Here is a 22,111-nt window from a genome sequence, read left to right as displayed (position 1 = left end):
GGGTCTGCGGGTGCCCGCCAGGTCTCCAGCGGCACTAGCCACGGTTGTGGACGACACCTGTGGAGGCACCCCACCTGTGGACCGAGACGCACGGAAACGGTCAGTTGCTGCTGAAGGAGCAGGCCCCGAAGACATTTCAGTCGCCGCGCCCCGTCGCCCCAAAAACGCGCCACGACGCAGGTATGCCGCCCGCGCAGGTGCGCGGGCGGCATACCTGCGTCGTGCGGTTCAGGTGCCTGCGGGTCAGGACGTCGGAGGCTTCGGCTCCTCGGGTCGCTCGGGGTCCACCGGCGGAAGCGGCTCGACTGCGGGCGGTGTCGGGGCCACGGGGGGCTCGAACTCAGGCACCGCGTCCGCCGGGGGCGTCATGGGTGGCTGCACGCGCTTCACCGGCGCGGCGTGCTCGGTCGCCTCCTGGCTCGCCTTGCCGGCCATCCCGCGGGCCTCGGCGAGGGCCTGCATCGGGTCCTCGAGCTGGGTCTCGTCGAAGGCATCCTTCAGGGGACCGGGATCGACCCAGCCCTCGTCGTCGTCCGACCCGCCACTGAACGGCCCGCCGCCCTCACCACGCCCGAGCATGCCGCCGATGCCCTTGAGGGCGTCGGTGAGCTCGCTCGGGATGATCCACATCTTGTTGGCGTCGCCGCGGGCGATCTGCGGGAGCACCTGGAGGTACTGGTAGGCCAGGAGCTTCTGGGTGGGCTTGCCACGGTGGATGGCGTCGAAGACCTGCTGGATGGCGCGGGCCTGGCCCTGGGCCTCGAGGATGCGAGCCTGGGCGGAACCCTCGGCGCGCAGGATCTGGCTCTGCTTCTCACCTTCGGCGGTGAGGATCGCGGACTGCTTGGTGCCCTCGGCATACAGGATCTGGGCACGGCGCTCACGCTCGGCCTTCATCTGCTTCTCCATCGACTCCTGCACGGAGTGCGGCGGGTCGATGGCCTTGAGCTCCACGCGGTTGACGCGGATTCCCCACTTGCCGGTCGCCTCGTCGAGGACACCACGAAGCTGGGCGTTGATCTGGTCGCGGCTGGTCAGCGTCTGCTCGAGGTCGAGCGAGCCGATGACGTTGCGCAAGGTGGTGACGGTGAGCTGCTCGATGCCCTGGATGAAGTTGGCGATCTCGTACACGGCCGACTTCGCGTCGATGACCGAGTAGTAGATGACCGTGTCGATGTTGACGACCAGGTTGTCCGAGGTGATCACCGGCTGGGGCGGGAACGACACGACCTGCTCACGCAGGTCGACGTTCGCGCGCACCTTGTCGACGAACGGCACCAGGAAGTGGATGCCGCCTTCGAGCGTGCGTGCGTAGCGGCCGAGCCGCTCGATGATCAGGGCAGTCTGCTGGGGCACGATGCGCACCGTGCGGAACAGCACGATCAGCGCAAAGGCAACCAGGATCAGCAGGACGATGAAGCCTGCTCCAATGCCGTCCACGTCTACTCCGTTTTCTGACTCGCCGTGATGCCGGTGACGATCACGGTGGCCCCCTCGATGGATACAACCCGGACCTCTTGGCCGGGCTGGCATGTGGCGCCGCCTTGCGGCGTGCGTGCGGACCAGGTCTCCCCGCCCACCTTGACCCGACCGTCGGTCGCGGTCACTGCCTGCAGGACCCGCCCGCTGCGGCCGACGAGACCGGGCGCGCCGATTCCGTGGCTGGCCTCGGCCACCATGAACTTCCTGGTGATGATCGGCCGCACGAGCAGCAGGAGCAGCCCTGCGACGACGACGGCAATGATCACCTGACCCGGGAAGGCCACGCCGACCGCGGATGCCGCCGCTCCGGCAGCCGCACCTCCGGCCAGCATGAGGAAGACGAAGTCGACCGTGGCGGCCTCGATGGCCGCCAGGATCAGAGCCAGTCCCAGCCATGCGAGCCACGGATTCTCCGCGAACCAGTCCATGACACCCCTCCCTCTCAGTGGTCAGGCAACTCTAGGACGAAGGGGATGCTTCCGACGTTCCCTCGCCGGTACGCAACCGGGCCGTCCACCGTTCTCCTCGACGCTCCAGCTCCAGGGGCATGCCGAAGGTGGCCGAGAGGTTGGCCTCGGTGAGGGTGATCTCGACCGGACCCTGCGCGACGATGCGTCCCTCGCGTAGCAGGAGGACGTCGGTGAAGTTGGGCGGGATCTCCTCGACGTGGTGGGTGACCAGGATCAGGGCCGGAGCCTCGAGGTCACCTGCCAGGACGCCCAGTCGGCGGACGAGGTCCTCGCGCCCACCGAGGTCGAGCCCTGCGGCTGGTTCGTCGAGCAGCATCAGCTCGGGGTCGGTCATCAGGGCTCGCGCGATCTGCACCCGCTTGCGCTCGCCCTCCGACAGGGTGCCGTAGGTGCGGTCGGCCAGGTGGTCTGCGCCCAGCGCGACCAGCAGTTCGGACGCTCGAGCGTGGTCGAACGTCTCGTAGCTCTCCCGCCACCGGCCGACGACGCCGTAGGAAGCCGTCACCACGACGTTGTGCACGACCTCGTCGAACGGGATCCGCTCGGCCAGGGCCGCCGAGGCCAGCCCGATGCGGGGCCGCAGCTCGAACACGTCGACCGCCCCCAGCACCTCGCCCAGCACTCCGGCCACGCCGCGGGTCGGGTGCATCCGGCCGGCAGCCAGCTGGAGCAGGGTCGTCTTGCCCGCTCCGTTCGGGCCGAGGATGACCCAGCGCTGCCCTTCCTCGACCTCCCAGGAGACGTCGTCGAGCAGGGTCGCCTGACCCCGTACGACGCTCACTCCTGCGAACTCAAGGACGTCACTCATGGCACCGGACCCTATCGGCTTAGGCTGGTGCGATGCCCGAACTCCCTGCGTCCGTGCGGCTTTCGCTGTGGACGACGCACGCGTGGGCCACGGACAGCGCCCTCGAGCGGTCCCTCGCCCGCGCCCTCCCCGACATCGACCACGTCGCCGGCGACCTCGACCGCCTCGGTCTGTGGCACGACCTCGGTGAGCAGGCGGTGCTCGTCGCACTGCCCGCTCCCGGTGACCTGGTGGGTATGCCGGGCGCCTCCCCCGACGCGCAGGGCGCCGCCGCCGCGGTCGGTGAGTGTGTGTTCGTGCCCGGTCTCGGGGGCCTTCTGGTGCCCACCATCTCGACGTACGGCACCGGCACCGAGGGAGGCCTGGACGTCGGCACCCGGGTGGACTGGACGGCATACGACGCCGATCCCGTGCCGCGACACCGGGTGGAGGCGCTCGAGCCCTCGCAGCTCGAACGTCACCTGCGTGAGGAGATCCGCGCGGCCACCGAAGCGATCGATGCGATCGGCGGCCAGCCGTTCGGCGCGGGCGCGGCCCGCGAGCTCGCCGACGCGGCGCTCGGGGGTCGGTGGGGACTTCCGCCCGGGCTGCCGGGACGGGCCGCGCGCGTCATCGCCCTCGCCGGCACCATCGACTCGGTGGTCGACGTGGCGCTCGGCGCGGGCGACGGGGCCCTCACCGCGGCCGAGGCTTCGTCGAGGCACCGCGTCCTGCTGCGCCTGCAGCGGGCCTCCGAGCGTGCCCTCGCCGACGCGACGAACGCGGCGTGTGCGGTGCTGGCCGGCTGGCGACCGGCCTGACCACTCGGGCCTGACCACTCTGTGACCGAGAGTGTCGGCCACTAAACTCGGTCGGCATGGCGGACCCCGCAATCATCCTGGTGTCGGAGCACCACGCCGACACGCTGCTCGAGGAGTTCCAGAGCAGGTACCAGCGCGACTACGACCTGCGCACCGCTCGTGCCTGTGGTGAGGCCGAGTCCATCGCCGGAGAGATCCGTGACCGCGGAGACCACGTGGCGTTGTTCGTCACGGACTCGCGGCTGCCGGACGTCGAGAGCGTCCACGAAGCCTTCCACCGCTGGCGCCTGGTGGTCCCCACCGCCCGCCGTGTCGTGGCCGCGCCCTGGGAGTACTTCCTCGCGGATGGGCCAGGACTCCGGGCCGGCATGGCCAAGGGCAAGTACGACGCCTACCTGCTCATGCCGCGTGGCAAGCGCGACGAGGAGTTCCACAACGCGATCACAGACCTGCTCTCCGAGTGGACCTCGACGGTCCCACAGCCCGAGGTCGTCGTCGCCAAGGTGATCTCGCCGACCCAGGACGGACTCACCATGGCGATCCGCGACTTCCTGGACCGGATGGGCATGCAGAACCGGGTGTGGCATCCCGACGAGCCGGCGCTGCAGGACTACCTCGCGGGGATCCGCGCGCAGCTCGGCGTGGACGAGCTGCGCTGGCCCGTGGTCACGGCGGCCAACCGGACACCGATCCAGGCCACGAGCGTGCGCGACGTCGCGATCGCCGTCAACGGACCGCCGCGCCGCTTCGAGATCGACGAGGTCGTCGACCTGGCGGTCGTGGGCGCCGGCCCAGCCGGTCTCGCCGCCGCCGTGTACGGAGCGTCGGAGGGACTGTCCGTCGTCGTGCTGGAGGCCGAGGCGATCGGCGGGCAGGCCGGCACCAGCTCGATGATCCGCAACTACCTCGGCTTTCCTCGGGGCATCTCCGGCATGCGGTTGGCCCAACGCGCCCGCAACCAGGCCCTGCGCTTCGGGACCGAGTTCCTGACCGGCTGGGAGGTCACCTCCCTCGAACCCGGGACCGACGAGGCTCCCCACCTCCTGCGCACCGGCGGCGGCGACGTCCGGGCCAGGACCGTCCTCATCTCCAGCGGTGTGGCCTATCGCAGGCTGGGCGTCCCCTCGCTCGACGCACTGGTGGGCGCCGGCGTCAACTACGGCGCGGCCATGACGGCGGCCCGCGAGATGGAGGGCTACGACGTCGTCGTGGTGGGCGGTGGCAACTCCGCCGGTCAGGCGGCGCTCCACCTGGCTCGGTTCGCGAGGTCGGTGACGATCGTCGTCCGGCGGAGCGGGCTCGAGGAGACGATGTCGAAGTACCTCATCGACGAGATGGCCTACAACGAGCGCATCACCGTGCTGCCCTGCACCCGCGTGGTGGACGGTGGTGGCGAGGGCCAGCTGGAGTGGCTCTGCCTCGAGGACACCACCACCGGGAGGAGGACGACCAAGCAGGCGCGGGGCCTGTTCCTCCTGCTCGGGGCCGAGCCGCGCTGCGACTGGCTGCCGCCCGCGCTGGCTCGTGACAAGCACAGCTTCGTGCTCACCGGGCGTGACGTCCCGCGCGACCAGTGGACCGATGGCGTGCCCCCGCCGAACCTCGCCACCACAGTGCCGGGGATCTTCGCGGCCGGCGACATCCGTGCGGGCTCCATGAAGCGGGTCGCCTCAGCCAGTGGAGAGGGCGCGTCGGTCGTTCCCCTCGTGCACGCCTACCTGACCCCGACGACCGAGGACGTGCCGACGACCGACGACACCACGACGACCGAAGACCACCTGGTGGCGACCCCGGTCCCTTAGGCCTGCATCCCGCCTAGGGCTGGGCCGCCAGCAGCCGCTGGCGCAGCACCTCGAGGTACACCTGGTTGGTGCGCTCCCCGATGGTCGCCCAGGAGAACGAGTCGACGGCCCGCTTGCGTCCGGCCAGCCCCATCGCGTCCGCCCGGGCGGGGTCGCTGACGGCGTTGGTCAACGCGGCGGCGAGGTCCGCGACGAACCGGTCCGCGTCGAGGGGTATGCCGCTGCCGTCCTGCTTCTGGTCGATCGGCACCAACCAGCCGGTCTCGCCGTGCACGACGACCTCGGGGATGCCGCCCGTCGCGGTGGCCACGACGGGCAGCTCGCACGCCATCGCCTCGAGGTTGACGATTCCGAGCGGCTCGTAGATCGATGGACATGCGAAAACCGTTGCAGCAGAAAGGAGTGCGACGACCTCTCCGCGTGGAAGCATCTCGGGGATCCAGACGACGCCGTCGCGGGTCGCCTTGAGCTCGTCCATCAGGCTCGTCACCTCAGCCATGATCTCGGGGGTGTCCGGCGCCCCGGCGCAGAGCACCAGCTGCACGTCGGGCGGCAGCTGGGCGGCCGCCTTCAGCAGGTAGGGCAGGCCCTTCTGCCGGGTGATGCGGCCGACGAAGATGACCGACTTCCCGTCGGGGTCGACCCCGTGCCGGCGCACTGTGTCGTCGTCACGGTGGCGCTGCCACAGCTGGGAGTCGATGCCGTTGTGGACGACCTTGACCCGGTCCGGGTCGATGGAGGGATAGCTGCGCAGGACGTCCTGGCGCATGCCCTCGCTCACGGCGATCACGGCGTCGGCCGCCTCGTAGGCGGTGCGCTCCATGAAGGACGAGACGCGGTAGCCGCCACCCAGCTGCTCGGCCTTCCACGGACGCATCGGCTCGAGGCTGTGGGCGCTCACGACGTGGGGCATGCCCCCGAGCAGCGACGCGACGTGCCCGCCGAAGTTGGCGTACCACGTGTGCGAGTGGACCAGGTCGGCCCCGACGCAGTCACCGGCCATCGCCAGGTCGACGCCCATCGTCCGGACGGCCGCGTTCGCGGCACCCAGGTCCGGCAGGTCGGCATACCCCGTCGTGCCCTCCTCGGACACGGGTTCACCGAAGGCTCGGACCCGGGCATCGATGTCGCCGCGGTCGCGCAACGCGCGCACCAGCTCTGCGACGTGCACCCCCGCGCCACCGTAGATGTTGGGCGGGTACTCCTTGGTCAGGATGTCGACTCTCACCTTGGCGAGCGTAGCCCCGTCCGCTCCTGTTTGAGAGACGACAGCCGGACAGGGGTCGCCGCGAGGCGCAGTAGTCCCTAGGGTCGGCACATGGCGTACAAGTCGGGTGGACCCAAGGTTCTGGCCATCGTCCTCGCGGGTGGGGAGGGCAAGCGGCTGATGCCGCTGACCGCCGACCGTGCGAAACCGGCGGTGCCGTTCGGGGGGATCTACCGGCTCATCGACTTCGCGCTGAGCAACATCGTCAACAGCGGCTACCTCAAGGTCGTCGTGCTGACGCAGTACAAGTCGCACAGCCTCGACCGCCACGTCACCAAGACCTGGCGGATGTCCACGATGCTCGGCAACTACGTCGCGCCCGTGCCCGCCCAGCAGCGCATCGACAAGAACTGGTACCTCGGGTCGGCCAACGCGATCTACCAGAGCCTCAACCTGGTCCACGACGAGAAGCCGGACATCGTCGTCGTCGTCGGTGCCGACCACGTCTACCGGATGGACTTCTCGCAGATGGTGGCGCAGCACATCGAGACCGGCGCCGGCGTGACGGTGGCCGCGATCCGCCAGCCGATCGCCCTGGCCGACCAGTTCGGCGTCATCGAGGTCGACGACGACGACCGGCGCAAGATCGGTGCCTTCAAGGAGAAGCCGAAGGACGCGAAGGGCCTGCCCGACTCCCCCGACGAGGTGCTGGCCTCGATGGGCAACTACGTGTTCAACACCGACGTGCTCATCGACGCCGTGACGCGCGACGACACCCGCGAGGGCAGCAAGCACGACATGGGCGGCGACATCGTGCCCGACTTCGTCAACAGCGGCGACGGCTACGTCTACGACTTCAAGGACAACGTCATCCCGGGGGCCACCCCCCGCGACCAGGCCTACTGGCGCGACGTCGGGACGATGGACTCCTACTGGGATGCCCACATGGACCTCGTGTCCATCCACCCGGTCTTCAACCTCTACAACTACGACTGGCCGATCTACACCGACTACGGCCCGCTCGCACCCGCCAAGCTCGTCCACGGTGCGGCCGGGAAGTTCGGCGAGGCGCACAACTCGGCGGTCTCCCCCGGTGTCGTCATCTCCGGGGCGACGGTCACCAACTCGGTGCTGTCACCGCGCTGCCACATCCACAGCGGCACCACCATCGACGACAGCGTGCTCCTCGACGGCGTCGAGGTCGGACGCGGCTGCGTGATCAAGCGCGCCATCATCGACAAGGGCGTCGTGGTGCCCGAAGACACCTCGATCGGTGTTGACCACGACCACGACCGTGAGCGCGGGTTCATGGTCACCGAGTCGGGGCTGACGGTGATCGCCAAGTTCCAGGAAGTCACCGCGTGACGGAAGTCCACCGCCCGATCCGCATCGGGGTCCAGCTGCAGCCCCAGCACGCCGAGTACGCGTCGATCCGCCGGGCCGCGGCGGAGGCCGAGGAGATCGGTGTCGACGTCGTCTTCAACTGGGACCACTTCTATCCGCTCTACGGTGAGCGGGACGGTGCGCACTTCGAGTGCTGGACGATGCTGGGTGCCTGGGCCGAGGCGACGTCCCGGGTCGAGATCGGCGCCCTTGTCACGTGCAACAGCTACCGCAACCCCCAGCTGCTCGCCGACATGGCCCGCACCGTCGACCACATCAGTGGGGGCCGGCTCATCCTGGGCATCGGCTCCGGCTGGTTCGAGAAGGACTACGACGAGTACGGCTACGAGTTCGGGACGGCCGGCGGACGGCTGAACAACCTCGCCCGCGACCTGCCGCTCGTCAAGCAGCGGTGGGCCAAGCTCAACCCGGCCCCGACGCGCGACATCCCGGTCCTGATCGGTGGTGGCGGCGAACGCAAGACCCTCAAGATCGTCGCCGAGCACGCGACCATCTGGCACGGCTTCGGCCGCCCCGAGACGATCGCCCACAAACACGCCGTCCTCGACGAGTGGTGCGCCAGGATCGGGCGCGACCCCGCCGAGATCGAGCGATCCTCCGGTGTCTCCGCCAGGCCGGGTCGCCACCCCGAGCAGGTCGCCGACTACGCCGCCGGCGCAGAGGCGTTGTATGCCGTGGGCACGCGGCTCTTCACCGTCGGCATCGGCGGTCCGAAGTACGACCTCGGGCCGATCCGCGACCTGGTCGGATGGCGAGACTCCCGCCAGGCGGCTGATCGGCGTCGATAGTCTGGCGCGGTGCCCGACCAGACCGCGCAGACCCTGCTCGTGACCATCTCCGGGGAAGACCGGCCGGGCGTCACCAGCACGTTCTTCGACGCCATCGCGGACGTCGGTGCGGAGGTGCTGGACCTCGAGCAGGTGGTGGTTCGTGGGCACCTGACCCTCGCGATGCTGCTGTCGGCGGGAGACGCCGAGGCGCGGCTACGGTCCGTGCTGACCTCGGTGGGTCGCGACCTCGACCTCAAGGTCAAGATCAAGGTCGGCACCGGCGACAGCATGCAGCGGCGCAGCGGACGAGCCGCCGTGGTCGTCCTCGGGGCGCCACTGCGGGCCAGCGGCGTGGCCGCCATCACGGCACGAATCGCCTCGCACGGCGCCAACATCGACCGCATCCGACGGCTGTCGCGCTATCCGGTCACCACAGTCGAGTTCGACGTGTCGGGCGCGGACGTCGACCGCCTCCGACGTGAGCTCGCCCTCGAGTCGAGCATCCACGGCCTCGACATCGCCGTCGCCGCCGGCGGTCTGGCGCGCCGCGGCCGACGGCTMGTCGTCATGGACGTGGACTCGACCCTCATCCAGGACGAGGTCATCGAGCTGCTGGCCAGCCACGCCGGTCGCGAGGCCGAGGTCGCGGCAGTCACCGCCGCTGCGATGCGCGGCGAGCTCGACTTCGCCGACAGCCTGCGTGAACGCGTCGCAGCCCTGGAGGGGCTGCCCGTGAGCGTGCTGGAGGACGTGCGCGCCGCCGTCCAGTTCACGCCCGGTGCGCGCACCCTCGTCCGGACCCTCAAGCGGCTGGGCTTCACGGTGGCCATCGTGTCGGGAGGCTTCATCGAGATCGTCGAGGACCTCGCTCGTGAACTCGGCATCGACCACGCCCACGCGAACCGGCTCGAGGTGCGCGACGGCATACTCACCGGACGCCTGGTCGGGGACATCGTGGACCGGGCGGGCAAGGCGGACGCGCTTCGCCGCTTCGCCGCGGAGGCGGGCCTGCCCCTCTCTCGCACGGTCGCCATCGGTGACGGTGCCAACGACCTCGACATGCTGCAGGCGGCCGGCCTCGGCGTCGCGTTCAACGCCAAGCCCGTGGTGCGCGAGCAGGCCGACACCGCGGTCAACGTGCCCTACCTCGACGCGGTGCTCTACCTGCTCGGGATCACCCGGGAGGAGATCGAGGAGGCCGACGAGGCGGACGGCACGCCGACCCCCGCTCCGCCGATCCCCACCCCCTGACTCCTAGGCTGACGCAATGGCAAGCACGCAGGTCCGCAAGGTCCGCAAGGTTCCCACCCTGTTCATCATCGGCGGAGCGGAGGACCGGGTCGGCAAGGCAACGGTGCTGCGGCGGTTCGTCCGGCTGGCTGGGGGCAGGCGCTCACGGATCGTGCTGATCCCCACCGCGTCGTCGTTCGAGGACGAGGTCGTCGCCTCCTACCGCGAGGTGTTCACCCGGCTTGGAGCTCCCGACATCGACGTCGTGAACCCTCCGAACCGGGCGTCCGCCAACGACGCGAACCTCGTCGCCCTGCTCGACCAGGCGACCGGCATCTTCATGAGTGGCGGCAGCCAGCTCAAGCTGAGCCAGCGGTTCCCGGGCACGCCGCTCGGCGACGCCCTCGCGCGGGCCCACGACCGCGGCGCCGTCATCGGCGGGACGTCGGCCGGCGCCTCGATCATGAGCCAGTTCATGATCTCGATGGGCGAGGAGGGCGTGACACCCCGGCAGCGCTACGGCCAGCTGACGGCCGGGCTCGGCCTGATCGACGGTGTCATCATCGACCAGCACTTCGCCCAGCGGTCCAGGTACGGCCGGCTCATGTCCATGGTCGCTGCGTCGCCCAACCTCATCGGTGTGGGTATCGACGAGGACACCGCGATCGAGGTGCGCGACCGGCGTACCTTCACCGTCCACGGCAGCGGCGTCGCTTTCGTCCTCGACTGCCGGGCTGCCGACTCCGACGCCCCGGACGCCCGCAGGGGCGCCCCCTTGATGGTCTCCGGCGCTGTGGTGCATTCACTCCCGGCAGGCGCTACGTTCGACCTCTCCGAGGTTCGCCTCGTCGACTTCGTCGAGAAGCACCCCGATGTCGCGGTGGCCCTCGCGACGGCCAAGGCCTGACCCACCGCCTCGCACTGCCCGACCCGCAAGGAGATCCCATGGCAGATCGCCCCACCCCCACCGGCCCCGCTGCACCCGAGCTCTCGATCGTCGAGTCCCGGGTCTACCGCGGCGGGAACATCTGGTCGTACAGCCCGGCGATCCACCTCGTCGTGGACCTGGGGGTGCTGGAGGCCTACCCGACCGACACGCTGGCCGGGTTCACCGACCGGCTCGTCGAGCTCCTGCCCAACCTCGAGAACCACACCTGCTCACGCGGTGTGAAGGGCGGGTTCATCGAGCGGATGCGCGAGGGCACCTGGCTCGGGCACGTTGCCGAGCACGTCTCGCTCCAGCTCCAGCAGGAGGCTGGGCACGACCTGCGCCGCGGCAAGACGCGCGCGGTCAAGGGACAGACCGGGGTCTACAACGTCATCTACGACTACGCCGACGAGGCTGTCGGCCTGGCGGCCGGGGTGCTCGCCGTGAGGCTGGTCAACCACCTGGTGCAGGCCGAGGAGGGTTTCGACTTCGCCGAGGAGCTGGACCTCTTCCTGCGGCGGGCTCAGCGAACGGCGTTCGGCCCGTCCACGGGGGCGATCCTCGAGGAAGCCATCTCGCGCGACATCCCCTACATCCGGCTCAACGCAGCCTCGTTCGTCCAGCTCGGCCAGGGCGTCCACGCCCAGCGGATCCGCGCGACGATGACCTCCAAGACCGGTGCCCTGGCTGTCGACATCGCCGGCGACAAGGACATGACCACCCGCCTTCTGGGTTCTGCCGGCCTCCCGGTGCCCAAGCAGGAGACCGTGCGCACGGCCGACGGTGCCGTGGCCGCCGCCAAGCGAATCGGCTACCCCGTGGTCGTCAAGCCGCTGGACGGCAACCACGGGCGTGGCGTGTGCCTGGACCTGACGACCGAGGAGCAGGTCCGCACCAGCTTCGCCATCGCCGAGGGCGAGTCGCGACGTGGCTACGTCATCGTCGAGTCGCTCGTCATGGGTCGCGACTACCGCTGCCTCATCGTCGGCGGCAAGATGCAGGCCATCGCCGAGCGCGTGCCCGCCCACGTCATCGGCGACGGCAGCCACACGGTGGCCGAGCTCGTGGAGATGACCAACGCCGATCCACGCCGTGGTGTCGGCCACGAGAAGGTGCTCACCCGGATCAAGGTCGACGACGCGGCCACGGCGCTCGTGCGAGACCAGGGCTTCGAGCTCGATGGCGTGCCGCCCAAGGACCAGATGGTCAAGCTGGCGCTCACGGGCAACATGTCGACCGGCGGCATCTCGGTCGACCGGACCTTCGACGCGCACCCCGACAACGTCGAGATCGCCGAGGAGGCCGCCCGCATGATCGGCCTCGACGTGGCCGGCATCGACTTCATCTGTCCCGACATCGCCTCCCCCGTCCGCGAGACCGGCGGCGCCATCTGCGAGGTCAATGCGGCACCGGGATTCCGGATGCACACCCACCCGACCGTCGGCGAGCCGCAGTTCATCGCCAAACCGGTCGTGGACCTGCTCTTCCCACCCGGCTCGCCGTCGAGGGTGCCGATCGTGGCGGTCACCGGGACCAACGGCAAGACCACCACGTCCCGGATGATCGCCCACATCTTCAAGGGCATCGGACACAAGGTCGGCATGACCTCGACCGACGGCATCGTCATCGACGAGCGCCTCGTCTACAAGGCAGACGCCTCCGGTCCCCGGTCGGCGCGGATGGTCCTGCAGAACCCGCGCGTCGACTTCGCCGTGATGGAGGTCGCCCGTGGAGGGATCCTGCGCGAGGGGCTCGGCTACGACCGCAACGACGTCGCCGTCGTGACCAACGTCGCCCCCGACCACCTGGGCATGAAGGGGATCGACACCCTGGCCCAGCTCGCCGACGTCAAGGCAGTCGTCGTGGAGGCGGTGCCCCGCAACGGATTTGCCGTGTTGAACGCCGACGACGAGCTCGTCCGCAAGATGCGTCGCAAGTGCTCCGGCGGCATCGTGTGGTTCTCGCTGCAGCCCCCGGGCAGCAAGGTCCGCGAGTTCATCGAGGACTACTGCCGCCGTGGCGGCCGCGCCGTCGTCCTCGACCACTCCGACCGCGGCGACATGATCGTCATCAAGCACGGCCGTCGCTCGATGCAGCTCGCGTGGACCCACCTGTTGCCGTCCACGTTCGGTGGCACAGCGAAGTTCAACGTCGCCAACGCCATGGCCGCGGCCGGCGCGGCCTTCGCTGCGGGTGCCGGGCTGCACGAGATCCGTCAGGGTCTGCGCACCTTCACCACCAGCTACTACCTCTCCCCCGGTCGGATGAACCTCGTCAACGTGCACAACGTGGACGTGTTCGTCGACTACTGCCACAACGCCCCCGGCATGCGGGTGCTCGGCGAGTTCGTCGAGAGCTACGCCACGCAGAAGGCCGGCCAGTCCGACCTCGGCAAGGTGTCGCGCATCGGCATGGTGTCGACGGCCGGAGACCGTCGCGACGACGACATGCGTGAGCTGGGCGCCCTCGCGGCGCGCCACTTCGACGTCGTGGTCGTCCGTGAGGACGAGCGCAAGCGGGGTCGCCCCGTGGGTCAGACGGCAGACCTCATCGCCGAGGGCGCGAAGGGTGAGATCGGCAAGGAGGGCGTGCGCTGCCGCCAGGTGGAGATCGTCCTCAACGAGGTCGACGCCGTCAGGCACTGCATGGCGCGAGCAAACCCGGGCGACGTCGTGGTGCTCTGCGTCGACCAGCATGCCGAGGTGCTGGGTGAGCTCGAGCAGATGACCAAGCACGCCCAGGCCGGCGCCCACAACAAGGAGGGCATCGGCGACCCGGACCTCGACACGGTCGAGATGCAGTCCGAAGCCCAGCTGTCCGGGGACGAGGCGGCGGCAGCCGAGGCTTCCGAGGTCGAGCCAGCCACGACCTGAGCCGGCTCAGCGCTCGCGCGGCTCAGCGCTCGCGCAGCTCCGCGGCATACGCCGAGAGCGCACGCTGGTAGGCGAGGGCGTCCTCGTCACCGGCGTGGTGCAGCAGCACCTCGATGAGGTCGGCGACCGATGACTCGGCGTGCCCGCTGTCGACCCCGGCCAGGGCGCGGAAAGCCTCGACGGCCACGCTGCCGGGTCGCTCCACGCTCAGCTCCGTGAGCAGCGAGTAGGCCAGCTCGGGCTGCCCGGCCACCCGCAGGCTCGACGCCAGCTGGATGCGCGCCCGGTGTCGCTGGGGCTCGCGCAGACCTGACGCCAGGGAGTCGCGGTAGAGCGGGATGGCGTCCTGCTCCTTGCCGGCCGCGTCGAGCGCACTCGCGTGCTCGAACACCAGCCTCGGGTCGGACGGGCGCTGGCTGCGCAGGAGCGCGATGGCGTCGATGCGCGACTGGTCGTCGGCGAGCTCCCACAACCCAGCGATCTCGCCCTCGAACTCGTGCTCGCCCCGCGCCGCGACGACCTTGCTGCGGATGTCGACGGCCCTGTCGGGCGTGGCACCCTGCTCGGCGAGCCAGGAAGCGACCTGCGCGCGTTCGGCGTGGCACATCAGCGCCACGACGTCGCCGTCGGCGGCGCCCGGCACGAGGGCCTGGAGTCCGGCGAGCTCGGTGTCGTAGGACTCGATGTCCGACACTCCGGCTCTCGCCAGGCCGGTGCGCAGGTGGGACTCGAGCTCCTCCATGGTGCGTCCGCGCAGGTAGTGCTCCTTGTGCGCCGCGACGATCCGATCGGCTCGCAGGCCTGCGACCTCACCGATCGACTCGAGCAGGTCGTCGGTGCGGTCCCCCGCGAGACCCAACCCGAGGTGCACCTGACCTCCGGGGACCTTCAGACCATGCGCGACGTCCATCAGGGCTTCGAGCCCTGCTTCGTTGTGGGCCAGGTCGACGATGACCGTGATGGCCGAACTGTCCCCACGCCGCAGCGTGTAGGTGTTCATCCGGCCGGGGTTGAGCTTGTCGTCCGGCGCGAAGGTGCGCAGTCCCTCGACCACGGCCTCGCGCGGCAGACCCAGGCCGAGGGCAGCGGCCGCGCCGGCGAGGGCGTTGGCGATGTTGTGCTCCGAGAGTCCGGACAGCGTGGCCGGGACGTCGAGGATGCTGACCAGCCGGTCGGGGTCCTGGCCGTTCTCCAGGACGGTGATGGACCCGTCGAGGACCGTGATGGCGCGGCCACCGCTGTCGAGGGACTCACGGATGGCGGGAGCGTCGGAGCGCAGGGTGAACACCCACGGCCTGGCCTTGATGCCGTTGCGCATCGCCCACACGCGGGGGTCCTCACCGTTGAGCACCACCCAGCCGCGGGGCTTGGTGGCCTTGGTGACGATCGCCTTGACCTCCGCGAGCTGGTCCACGGTGTCGATGCCCTGGAGCCCGAGGTGGTCCGCCGAGACGTTCGTGACGACGCTGACGTCGTTGGCACTCACCCCCATGCCCTTGAGCAGCATGCCGCCCCGGGCCGTCTCGAGGATGCCGAGCTCGACGCCGGGCGCCGACAGGACGCCCCGTGCGCCGGCGGGACCGGAGTAGTCGCCGGCCTCGACCACCTCGCCCTGCACGACGATGCCGTCGGTGGACGACCAGGCCGTGCGCAGCCCGGCGGTCATCCCGATGTGGCCGAGCAGTCGGGTGGTCGTGGTCTTGCCGTTGGTGCCGGTGATCGACGCCACGGGTATGCGCGGCTTGAGGAGTGCGGGACGCTCACCTGGCTCGGTCTGCTCGATGACCAGGCCTTCGTGCTCGATGACGTCACCGCCGTCGAGCCAGGCCTGCAGGACCGGGCCCACTCCGAGGCCCAGCGCCCGCGCCCGGGTGCGGCGGCGCCATACGAAAGCCATCACGACACTGGCCGGCGAGCTGCCCGGACGGACCCGCACGCCCAACCGGGTCGTCCCGCTCGCCGTGGCGAGCAGCCGCACCGCGCGCTCGACCAGACGCATCACGAACCGCTGGCGCTGCTCGGTGCCGGGAGCCCCGGGACGGGCGCTGCGCATCTCGATGCGGGCCGCGAGGGCGGCCAGAACACTCTCGTCGGCCGAGAGGTAGCCCGGCAGCTCGAGGCTGACCTTGATCGCGGGCTTGGCGAAGTAGAGGTTGGGTCCGTCGAGCACCCGCACCTCCGTCACAGCGACGGCGGGTGCCGGAACTGGCCCGGAAGCCGACACCGAGGCGGGCTCCGAAACAGTCTCGGAGGCGGGCTCGGCGGCGGGCTCAGACGTCATGCATCCGAGCCTAGTAGCGGCTGGTCGGCGGGCCAGCGGGGGCGGTCACTGCCCCATCGCGTGGACGCCGCCGTCGACGTGGACGATCTCGCCGGTCGTCGCCGGGAACCAGTCCGACATCAGCGCAGCACAGGCCTGGGCGGCCGGAACGGCGTCGTTGACGTCCCACCCGAGGGGGGCCCGCGTGTTCCAGGTGTCCTCGAAGGTCTGGAACCCCGGGATCGACTTGGCGGCCGTGGTGCGGATCGGGCCGGCCGCGACGAGGTTGCAGCGGATCCCCTTGGGACCGAGGTCGCGGGCGAGGTAGCGGTTGGTCGACTCGAAGGCCGCCTTGGCGACACCCATCCAGTCGTAGACCGGCCAGGCGAACTTGGCGTCGAAGGTCAGGCCGACCACGCTGCCGCCGGCGCTCATCAGTGGGAGCGCGGCAACGGCGAGGGACTTCAGCGAGTAGGCCGAGGCGTGCATCGCGGTCGAGACGTCCTCGAAGGTGCCCTCCATGAAGTTGAAGGCGCCCTGGGGGGCGAACCCGATCGAGTGGAGCACCCCGTCGAGGCGGTCGACGTGTTCGCCCAGCCGCCCAGCGAGGCTGTCGAGGTCCTCTGGGTTGGTCACGTCGAGCTCGATGACCGGTGGGGTCGTCGGCAGCCGCTTGGCGATCGTCTGGGTGATCCTGAAGGTGCGGCCGAACGACGTGAGCACCACCTCCGCACCCTGCTCCTGCGCGATCTTCGCGACGTGGAACGCGATCGAGGAGTCCATGAGGACTCCGGTGATCAGGAGCTTCTTGCCCTCGAGCAGCATGTCTGGTGCCTTTCGCTGGGGAGTGTTTCGAGTGGTCGGGGTGCGTCGCGGATGGGTTCTGCGGGGGCAGGCAGGGCTCAGTGGCCCATGCCCAGGCCACCGTCGACCGGGATCACCGCGCCGGTGATGTATGCCGCGTCGTCACCGGCGAGGAAGCGCACCGCTGCGGCGACCTCCTCCGGTTGGGCGAACCGGCCGGCGGGGATCGTGGCCTGGTAGGCCTTCTTGCGGTCCTCGGGCAGCTCGGCCGTCATGTCGGTCTCGATGAAACCGGGCGCGACGACGTTGGCAGTGATCCCGCGGCCGCCGAGCTCGCGCGAGATCGACCGGGCGAGGCCGACGAGACCGGCCTTGCTCGCCGAGTAGTTGGTCTGTCCGGGCGAGCCGTAGAGCCCGACGACACTGGAGATGAAGATGATCCGGCCCTTGCGCTGCTTGATCATCCCCTTCACAGCGCGCCGTGCGCACCGGAAGGCACCGGCGAGGTTGGTGTCGATGACCGAGTCGAAGTCCTCGTCGCTCATCCGCATGAGCAGGCCGTCGCGGGTGACACCGGCGTTGGCCACCAGCACCTCGATGGGGCCGCCCCAGATCGCTTCCGCCTCGGTGAAGGCCTGGTCGACCGACGCGGAGTCGGTCACCTCACAGCGCACCCCCTGCAGCCCCTCGGGCGGCTCCCCGGAGCGGTGCGTGATCACGACGTTGTCGCCTGCCTCGGCCAAGGCCGTGGCGATGGACAATCCGATCCCGCGGTTGCCTCCGGTGACCAGCACGTTGCGGCCTGCCATGGATGTCCTCCGTGTGTCTCGACGGTGCGTCCGGCGGGCGCGCACCCGCGCTGCGCCTCCGGTCGCGACCTTATCGACTACCCATGGGTACACCGCATCCGGCGACGCCTATCGTGGACATGTGCCGCACGTCCACCGCCACCGCCACGACGAGCCCGTCGTGCAGTCGGTGACGTCCGTGCCGGAGTCGCTGGCCGAGGAGCAGGCAGGGCGGATCCGCCGCTACCTGATCACCATGGGAATCCGCACGGCGTGCTTCATCGGTGCGGCGGTGACGGCGACGCAGGGCGCTCCCTGGTGGCTGTGGGGCAGCCTGGCCATCGCCGCCATCGTGCTGCCCTACGTGGCGGTGGTCCTGGCCAACGCCGTGCGGCCGCGCCAGCAGGGGTCGTCGGCACCGGTGACCCCGCGCGGCGACGGCCCCGAGCAGATCGACCGTTGATGGACTCGCTGGTCTGCAGTGCCAAGGCGTGCCGCAACGCGGCGACGTGGGCACACCTGTGGAACAACCCGAAGCTCCACACGGTCGACCGCCGCAAGGTCTGGCTGGCCTGCGACGACCACCGGACCTCACTCGGTGAGTTCCTCTCGATCCGCGGGTTCCTCGTCGAGACCGTCCCCGCCGACGCGATCCCCGAGACGGCGGGCTGAGCTCACCGTCCCGCCCGTACACGAGCGGCCGGGGTTGGAGCGACCTAGCCGCCGATGGCGGACATCGGACGGTCCGGTTGGACGAACCCGGCGGTGCCGATGCCGTGCCCCGGGGCCTTGCGCCACATCTCGCCCTGGATGAGGGCCGCCAGCTCGTCGTCGCTCGCGCCGCCTCGCAGCGGCCCGAGCAGGTCGGTCTCCTTCTGGGAGAACAGGCAGTTGCGCACCTGGCCGTCGGCCGTCAACCGGGTGCGGTCGCAGGCGGCGCAGAACGGGGCGCTGACGCTGGCGATGATGCCGACAGTGACGGGTCCCCCGTTGACGAGGAAGCGCTCGGCAGGGGCACTGCCGCGGTCGGCCGCGGGCAGCGCCGTGAGCTCGAACCGCTCCCCCAGCCGCTCGCGGATCTCCTCCGAGCTGATCATCGTKGAGGCGTCCCAGCCGTGCTGGGCGTCGAGCGGCATCTGCTCGATGAACCGCAGCTCGTAGCCCCGGTCGAGGCACCACTGCAGGAGGTCCGCGACCGAGTGGTCGTTGATGCCTCGCATCGCGACGGCATTGACCTTCACCGGTGCCAGACCAGCGGCGGCGGCCGCCTTGAGTCCCAGCTCGACGTCGTGGAGGCGGTCGCGTCGCGTCAGGTCGGCGAACTCCTGTGGGTCGACGGTGTCCAGGCTGACGTTGACCCGGTCCAGGCCCGCATCGGCCAGCGGCTGGGCGAGGCGGTCGAGGCCGACGCCGTTGGTGGTCATCGCGATCTTGGGCCGCGGTTCGAGGGCGGCCACGCGTCGCACCACGTCGACGAGGGAGCGGCGCAGCAGGGGCTCTCCCCCGGTCAGCCGGATCTGCCGGATGCCCAGGCCGACGAACACCCCGATCACGCGGACGAGCTCGTCGTCGGTGAGCATGTCGGGCTTGGCCAGCCACGGCAGCCCCTCGGCCGGCATGCAGTAGCGACACCGAAGGTTGCACCGGTCGGTGACCGACACGCGCAGGTCGCGAGCCACCCGGCCGAGCTGGTCGGGCAGGCCCACGGTCCCCTCGGGGGCACGGCTCTGGCCGCGCACACTGGGGAAAGGAAGGCCGGTCATGGTCCCTAGCCTAAGCCGGGTACCGTGAAGCAGTGGTCAAGGTGCTCACATCGCGTCGGTGGCTGGGTGCCTTTGGGGTCGCCCTGGCCTTTGCGGTGGCCGCGTACTTCCTCGGCCAGTGGCAGTGGCACCGCTACGAGGCCAAGGCTGCGCGCGCCGACCGCATCCACGCGCACTACGACGCCAGGCCCCGTCCGGTGACCGAGGTGCTGGGCACTGCGCCCATGCCCCTCTCCGAGGAGTGGACCCGCGTCACCATGCAGGGCCGGTATGCCGCGGACGGGACGTTGCTGGTCCGCAACCGTCCGTTCGACGGCACCTACGGCTACGAGGTGCTGGTCCCCTTCGTCGACACCTCGGGTGCGACGGTGCTCGTCGACCGTGGCTGGGTGATGAACGCCAAGACCGCCGAGACCCTGCCGGACGTGGTGCCCTCGCCCACCGGGACGGTCACGGTGACCGGCTGGCTGCGCCGGTCGGAGCCCTCCCTGGGAAAGAACCTCCCCGCCGGTCAGGTGGCGAGCATCAACGTGGCCGAGGCCGGTCGGCAGGTGGGAGCGCAGCTGCTCGGCGCGTACGTCGTGCTCGAGGTCGAGCGGATGCCCGACGGCACAGCACCGGCTCGGCCCACTGCTCTGGAGCCACCGGACACGGACCTGGGACCGCACCAGGCCTACGCGTTCCAGTGGTGGTTCGCCATGGTGGCGGGGTTCGTGCTGGTCTGGTTCGGCGCCCGCCGCGAGTACCTCGAGGGTGACGACGCGCCGCCGCGGTCCGCTGACGCCAGACCCAAAAAGGTCCGCATCTGGGACGAGGAGGACGCCTGAGCGCCCTGCCTCAGGCGGGGACGTCGCTGCTGCGCGTCTCCTGGTCGGCGAACTGCGTGGTGTAGAGGTCGTTGTAGAGGCCACCACGCGCGATGAGCTCGCGGTGGGTGCCGCGCTCGACGATGCGTCCCTCGTCGACGACGAGGATCTGGTCGGCCCCGCGAACCGTGGACAGCCGGTGCGCGATCACGATCGCCGTGCGGCCACGCAGAGCCGTGTCGAGCGCCCGTTGGACCGCCGCCTCGGACTCGCTGTCGAGGTGGGCGGTGGCTTCGTCGAGGACGATCAACCCCGGCCCCTTGAGCAACAGGCGCGCCAGCGCCAGGCGTTGTTTCTCGCCGCCGGACAACCGGTGGCCGCGGTCGCCCACCACCGTGTCCAGCCCTTCCGGGAGCGAGCCCACGAGCGACCACACCTGGGCCGCCTTGAGAGCCGCGACGAGCTGGTCGTCGGTGGCGTCCGGCGCGGCGTAGGTCAGGTTGGCGCGGATCGTGTCGTGGAAGAGGTGAGCCTCCTGGGTGACCATGCCCACCGTCTGGGCGACGGACGCCAGGGTGGCCTCGCGCAGGTCGACGCCGTTGATGCGCACCGTGCCGGTGGAGGGGTCGTAGAGGCGCGCAAGGAGGGCAGTGATCGTCGACTTGCCTGCCCCACTGGGACCGACGAGGGCCACCAGCTGTCCTGGCTGCGCCTCGAAGCTGATGTCGCGCAGGACGACACCACCACCCTTGCGGTCGCCGGCGGCAACGCTCTCCAGCGAGGCGAGTGACACCTCGTCGGCCGAGGGGTAGCGGAACGCCACGCTCTCGACCTCGACCCGGACAGGGCTCAGCGGCAGCGGTCGGGCATCCGGACGCTCGGTCACCAGCGGCTGCAGGTCGAGCACCTCGAAGACCCGCTCGAAGGACACCAACGCGGTCATGACGTCGACCCGCACGTTGGACAGCGACGTGAGGGGGCCGTAGAGCCGGGCCAGCAGCGCGGTCAGGGCGAGGAGCGTGCCGATCGACAGCTCGCCGCTGACGGCCATCAGGCCGCCGAACCCGTAGACCATCGCCGTCGCCAGTGACGCCACGAGTGTCAGGGCGACGAAGAAGATGCTGCGGTTGATCGAGATCCGCACGCCCATGTCGCGCACGCCGGCCGCCTGCGCGGCATACTCCCGGTCCTCGCGGGCCGGCTCACCGAAGAGCTTGACCAGCAACGCGCCGGCGACGTTGAAGCGCTCTGTCATCCGCGAGCCGAGGTCGGCGTTGAGGCCCATCTGCGCGTGGGCGAGCCCGGCCAGGCGCCTGCCCATGAGCCGCGCCGGCAACAGGAAGAACGGCACGAGGGCCAGCGACGCGAGGGTCAGCTGCCACGAGAGCGTGGCCATCGTCACGATGATCAGGACCAGCGACACGACGTTGCTGACCACACTCGAGAGCACCGACGTGAACGCCTGCTGCGCACCGATGACGTCGCTGTTGAGGCGGCTCACCAGGGCTCCCGTCTGGGCCCGGGTGAAGAACGCGATGGGTTGCCGCAGCACGTGGGAGAAGACCTCGACCCGCAGGGAGTAGATCAGGCCCTCACCGATGCGGCTGGAGTACCAGCGCTCCACGAGGGTCAGCGCCCCGCTGACGACCGCGAGGGCGGCCACCACGAGGGCCAGCTCGATGACGACCCCACGGTCACGCGGGGTGATGCCCTTGTCGATCAGCTCCTTGAGCAGGAGCGGCGTGGCCACGACGAGAGCCGAGTCGATGATCACCAGGACGAGGAAGAGTCCGATCTCGCGTCGGAACGGTCGCGCGTAGGACCCGACTCGCTTGGCGGTGCCGGGCGCCAGCTTGCGGTCCTTGACGGAGTCGTCGCGGGTCAGCGAACGCATGGCCATCCAGCCCGAGTGGCTC

General features: G+C 70.1%; 19 protein-coding genes. 10 read left to right on the top strand and 9 right to left on the bottom strand.

Going from position 1 to position 22,111, the window contains the following annotated elements:
- Nucleotides 1–243: 243 nt before the first annotated feature.
- The 3 genes from AC1DVZ_RS01890 to AC1DVZ_RS01880 are packed head-to-tail and all read right to left on the bottom strand — an operon-like array spanning nucleotide 244 to nucleotide 2,760.
- The gene (locus AC1DVZ_RS01890; RefSeq protein ID WP_477616502.1) at nucleotides 244–1,431 is read right to left on the bottom strand and encodes an SPFH domain-containing protein; all 1,188 of its coding nucleotides are present in this window, start codon (nucleotides 1,429–1,431) and stop codon (nucleotides 244–246) included.
- 11 nt (nucleotides 1,432–1,442) lie between these two features.
- Nucleotides 1,443–1,910, bottom strand: coding sequence for an NfeD family protein (locus AC1DVZ_RS01885; protein WP_477616485.1), 468 nt, complete (start codon nucleotides 1,908–1,910; stop codon nucleotides 1,443–1,445).
- 31 nt (nucleotides 1,911–1,941) lie between these two features.
- Complete coding sequence (locus AC1DVZ_RS01880; RefSeq protein WP_477616484.1) at nucleotides 1,942–2,760, bottom strand: ABC transporter ATP-binding protein; 819 nt, start codon at nucleotides 2,758–2,760, stop codon at nucleotides 1,942–1,944.
- A gap of 32 nt (nucleotides 2,761–2,792) precedes the next feature.
- Here AC1DVZ_RS01880 and AC1DVZ_RS01875 point away from each other — a divergent pair, with 32 nt between their 5' ends.
- Complete coding sequence (locus tag AC1DVZ_RS01875) at nucleotides 2,793–3,560, top strand: hypothetical protein (RefSeq protein WP_477616483.1); 768 nt, start codon at nucleotides 2,793–2,795, stop codon at nucleotides 3,558–3,560.
- A gap of 56 nt (nucleotides 3,561–3,616) precedes the next feature.
- Nucleotides 3,617–5,362 (top strand): NAD(P)/FAD-dependent oxidoreductase, encoded by a 1,746-nt coding sequence (locus AC1DVZ_RS01870; RefSeq protein WP_477616482.1) that lies wholly within the window; start codon nucleotides 3,617–3,619, stop codon nucleotides 5,360–5,362.
- 13 nt (nucleotides 5,363–5,375) lie between these two features.
- Here AC1DVZ_RS01870 and glgA read toward each other — a convergent pair whose 3' ends face one another.
- Nucleotides 5,376–6,590, bottom strand: a complete 1,215-nt coding sequence (gene glgA, locus AC1DVZ_RS01865; RefSeq protein ID WP_477616481.1) for a glycogen synthase — start codon at nucleotides 6,588–6,590, stop codon at nucleotides 5,376–5,378.
- A 90-nt stretch (nucleotides 6,591–6,680) separates the two neighbouring features.
- Here glgA and glgC point away from each other — a divergent pair, with 90 nt between their 5' ends.
- From glgC to cphA, 5 genes are read left to right on the top strand one after another with little or no spacing between them, the layout of a single operon-like run.
- Complete coding sequence (gene glgC / locus AC1DVZ_RS01860; RefSeq protein WP_477616480.1) at nucleotides 6,681–7,934, top strand: glucose-1-phosphate adenylyltransferase; 1,254 nt, start codon at nucleotides 6,681–6,683, stop codon at nucleotides 7,932–7,934.
- On the top strand, nucleotides 7,931–8,761 hold the full coding sequence (locus AC1DVZ_RS01855) for an LLM class F420-dependent oxidoreductase (RefSeq protein WP_477616479.1): 831 nt from the start codon (nucleotides 7,931–7,933) through the stop codon (nucleotides 8,759–8,761). Before glgC ends, AC1DVZ_RS01855 begins: the two co-directional genes overlap by 4 nt.
- Nucleotides 8,762–8,770: 9 nt before the next feature.
- Complete coding sequence (gene serB, locus AC1DVZ_RS01850) at nucleotides 8,771–9,994, top strand: phosphoserine phosphatase SerB (RefSeq protein ID WP_477616478.1); 1,224 nt, start codon at nucleotides 8,771–8,773, stop codon at nucleotides 9,992–9,994.
- 16 nt (nucleotides 9,995–10,010) lie between these two features.
- Nucleotides 10,011–10,880, top strand: coding sequence for a cyanophycinase (locus AC1DVZ_RS01845; RefSeq protein WP_477616477.1), 870 nt, complete (start codon nucleotides 10,011–10,013; stop codon nucleotides 10,878–10,880).
- A 38-nt stretch (nucleotides 10,881–10,918) separates the two neighbouring features.
- Entirely contained in the window at nucleotides 10,919–13,774 is a 2,856-nt protein-coding gene (gene cphA / locus AC1DVZ_RS01840) for a cyanophycin synthetase (RefSeq protein WP_477616476.1), read from the top strand.
- 22 nt (nucleotides 13,775–13,796) lie between these two features.
- On the opposite strand, the gene AC1DVZ_RS01835 is transcribed toward cphA, so the two are convergent.
- The 3 genes from AC1DVZ_RS01835 to fabG form a co-directional block, all read right to left on the bottom strand.
- Complete coding sequence (locus AC1DVZ_RS01835) at nucleotides 13,797–16,055, bottom strand: tetratricopeptide repeat protein (RefSeq protein ID WP_477616475.1); 2,259 nt, start codon at nucleotides 16,053–16,055, stop codon at nucleotides 13,797–13,799.
- 45 nt (nucleotides 16,056–16,100) lie between these two features.
- Nucleotides 16,101–16,859: an enoyl-ACP reductase FabI gene (fabI, locus tag AC1DVZ_RS01830; RefSeq protein WP_477616474.1), complete on the bottom strand. Its 759-nt coding sequence runs from the start codon at nucleotides 16,857–16,859 to the stop codon at nucleotides 16,101–16,103.
- A 77-nt stretch (nucleotides 16,860–16,936) separates the two neighbouring features.
- The gene (fabG, locus tag AC1DVZ_RS01825) at nucleotides 16,937–17,647 is read right to left on the bottom strand and encodes a 3-oxoacyl-[acyl-carrier-protein] reductase (RefSeq protein WP_477616473.1); all 711 of its coding nucleotides are present in this window, start codon (nucleotides 17,645–17,647) and stop codon (nucleotides 16,937–16,939) included.
- Nucleotides 17,648–17,768: 121 nt separating this feature from the next.
- Between fabG and AC1DVZ_RS01820 the strand changes: the two genes are divergently transcribed.
- Together AC1DVZ_RS01820 and AC1DVZ_RS01815 are read left to right on the top strand one after the other, a co-directional pair.
- Nucleotides 17,769–18,089 carry a DUF3099 domain-containing protein gene (locus AC1DVZ_RS01820; protein ID WP_477616472.1) on the top strand — a complete coding sequence of 107 codons (321 nt, stop codon included), beginning with the start codon at nucleotides 17,769–17,771 and terminating at the stop codon, nucleotides 18,087–18,089.
- Entirely contained in the window at nucleotides 18,089–18,298 is a 210-nt protein-coding gene (locus tag AC1DVZ_RS01815; protein ID WP_477616471.1) for a hypothetical protein, read from the top strand. Before AC1DVZ_RS01820 ends, AC1DVZ_RS01815 begins: the two co-directional genes overlap by 1 nt.
- 44 nt (nucleotides 18,299–18,342) lie before the next feature.
- Here AC1DVZ_RS01815 and moaA read toward each other — a convergent pair whose 3' ends face one another.
- Complete coding sequence (moaA, locus tag AC1DVZ_RS01810; RefSeq protein WP_477616470.1) at nucleotides 18,343–19,389, bottom strand: GTP 3',8-cyclase MoaA; 1,047 nt, start codon at nucleotides 19,387–19,389, stop codon at nucleotides 18,343–18,345.
- Between the two features lie 32 nt (nucleotides 19,390–19,421).
- Here moaA and AC1DVZ_RS01805 point away from each other — a divergent pair, with 32 nt between their 5' ends.
- A complete protein-coding gene (locus AC1DVZ_RS01805) occupies nucleotides 19,422–20,216 on the top strand; it encodes an SURF1 family cytochrome oxidase biogenesis protein (protein WP_477616469.1) in 795 nt (264 codons plus the stop codon).
- Between the two features lie 10 nt (nucleotides 20,217–20,226).
- Here the strand turns inward: AC1DVZ_RS01805 and AC1DVZ_RS01800 are convergent, their stop codons facing one another.
- The gene (locus AC1DVZ_RS01800) at nucleotides 20,227–22,095 is read right to left on the bottom strand and encodes an ABC transporter ATP-binding protein (RefSeq protein ID WP_477616501.1); all 1,869 of its coding nucleotides are present in this window, start codon (nucleotides 22,093–22,095) and stop codon (nucleotides 20,227–20,229) included.
- Nucleotides 22,096–22,111 lie beyond the last annotated feature (16 nt).

Source organism: Pedococcus sp. P2_E5 (assembly GCF_056403895.1).
The sequence above is the reverse complement of the archived record's forward strand: the minus strand, read 5'-3'. Positions and strand labels throughout refer to the sequence as shown.

Excerpts from the sequence above, each read along its gene's own strand:
- AC1DVZ_RS01885 (WP_477616485.1), bottom strand. The coding sequence starts at position 1,910 with ATGGACTGGTTCGCGGAGAATCCGTGGCTCGCATGGCTGGGACTGGCT.
- AC1DVZ_RS01880 (WP_477616484.1), bottom strand. The coding sequence starts at position 2,760 with ATGAGTGACGTCCTTGAGTTCGCAGGAGTGAGCGTCGTACGGGGTCAG.
- AC1DVZ_RS01875 (WP_477616483.1), top strand. The coding sequence starts at position 2,793 with ATGCCCGAACTCCCTGCGTCCGTGCGGCTTTCGCTGTGGACGACGCAC.
- AC1DVZ_RS01870 (WP_477616482.1), top strand. The coding sequence starts at position 3,617 with ATGGCGGACCCCGCAATCATCCTGGTGTCGGAGCACCACGCCGACACG.
- glgC (WP_477616480.1), top strand. The coding sequence starts at position 6,681 with ATGGCGTACAAGTCGGGTGGACCCAAGGTTCTGGCCATCGTCCTCGCG.
- AC1DVZ_RS01845 (WP_477616477.1), top strand. The coding sequence starts at position 10,011 with ATGGCAAGCACGCAGGTCCGCAAGGTCCGCAAGGTTCCCACCCTGTTC.
- cphA (WP_477616476.1), top strand. The coding sequence starts at position 10,919 with ATGGCAGATCGCCCCACCCCCACCGGCCCCGCTGCACCCGAGCTCTCG.
- AC1DVZ_RS01835 (WP_477616475.1), bottom strand. The coding sequence starts at position 16,055 with ATGACGTCTGAGCCCGCCGCCGAGCCCGCCTCCGAGACTGTTTCGGAG.
- fabI (WP_477616474.1), bottom strand. The coding sequence starts at position 16,859 with ATGCTGCTCGAGGGCAAGAAGCTCCTGATCACCGGAGTCCTCATGGAC.
- fabG (WP_477616473.1), bottom strand. The coding sequence starts at position 17,647 with ATGGCAGGCCGCAACGTGCTGGTCACCGGAGGCAACCGCGGGATCGGA.
- AC1DVZ_RS01815 (WP_477616471.1), top strand. The coding sequence starts at position 18,089 with ATGGACTCGCTGGTCTGCAGTGCCAAGGCGTGCCGCAACGCGGCGACG.
- AC1DVZ_RS01800 (WP_477616501.1), bottom strand. The coding sequence starts at position 22,095 with ATGGCCATGCGTTCGCTGACCCGCGACGACTCCGTCAAGGACCGCAAG.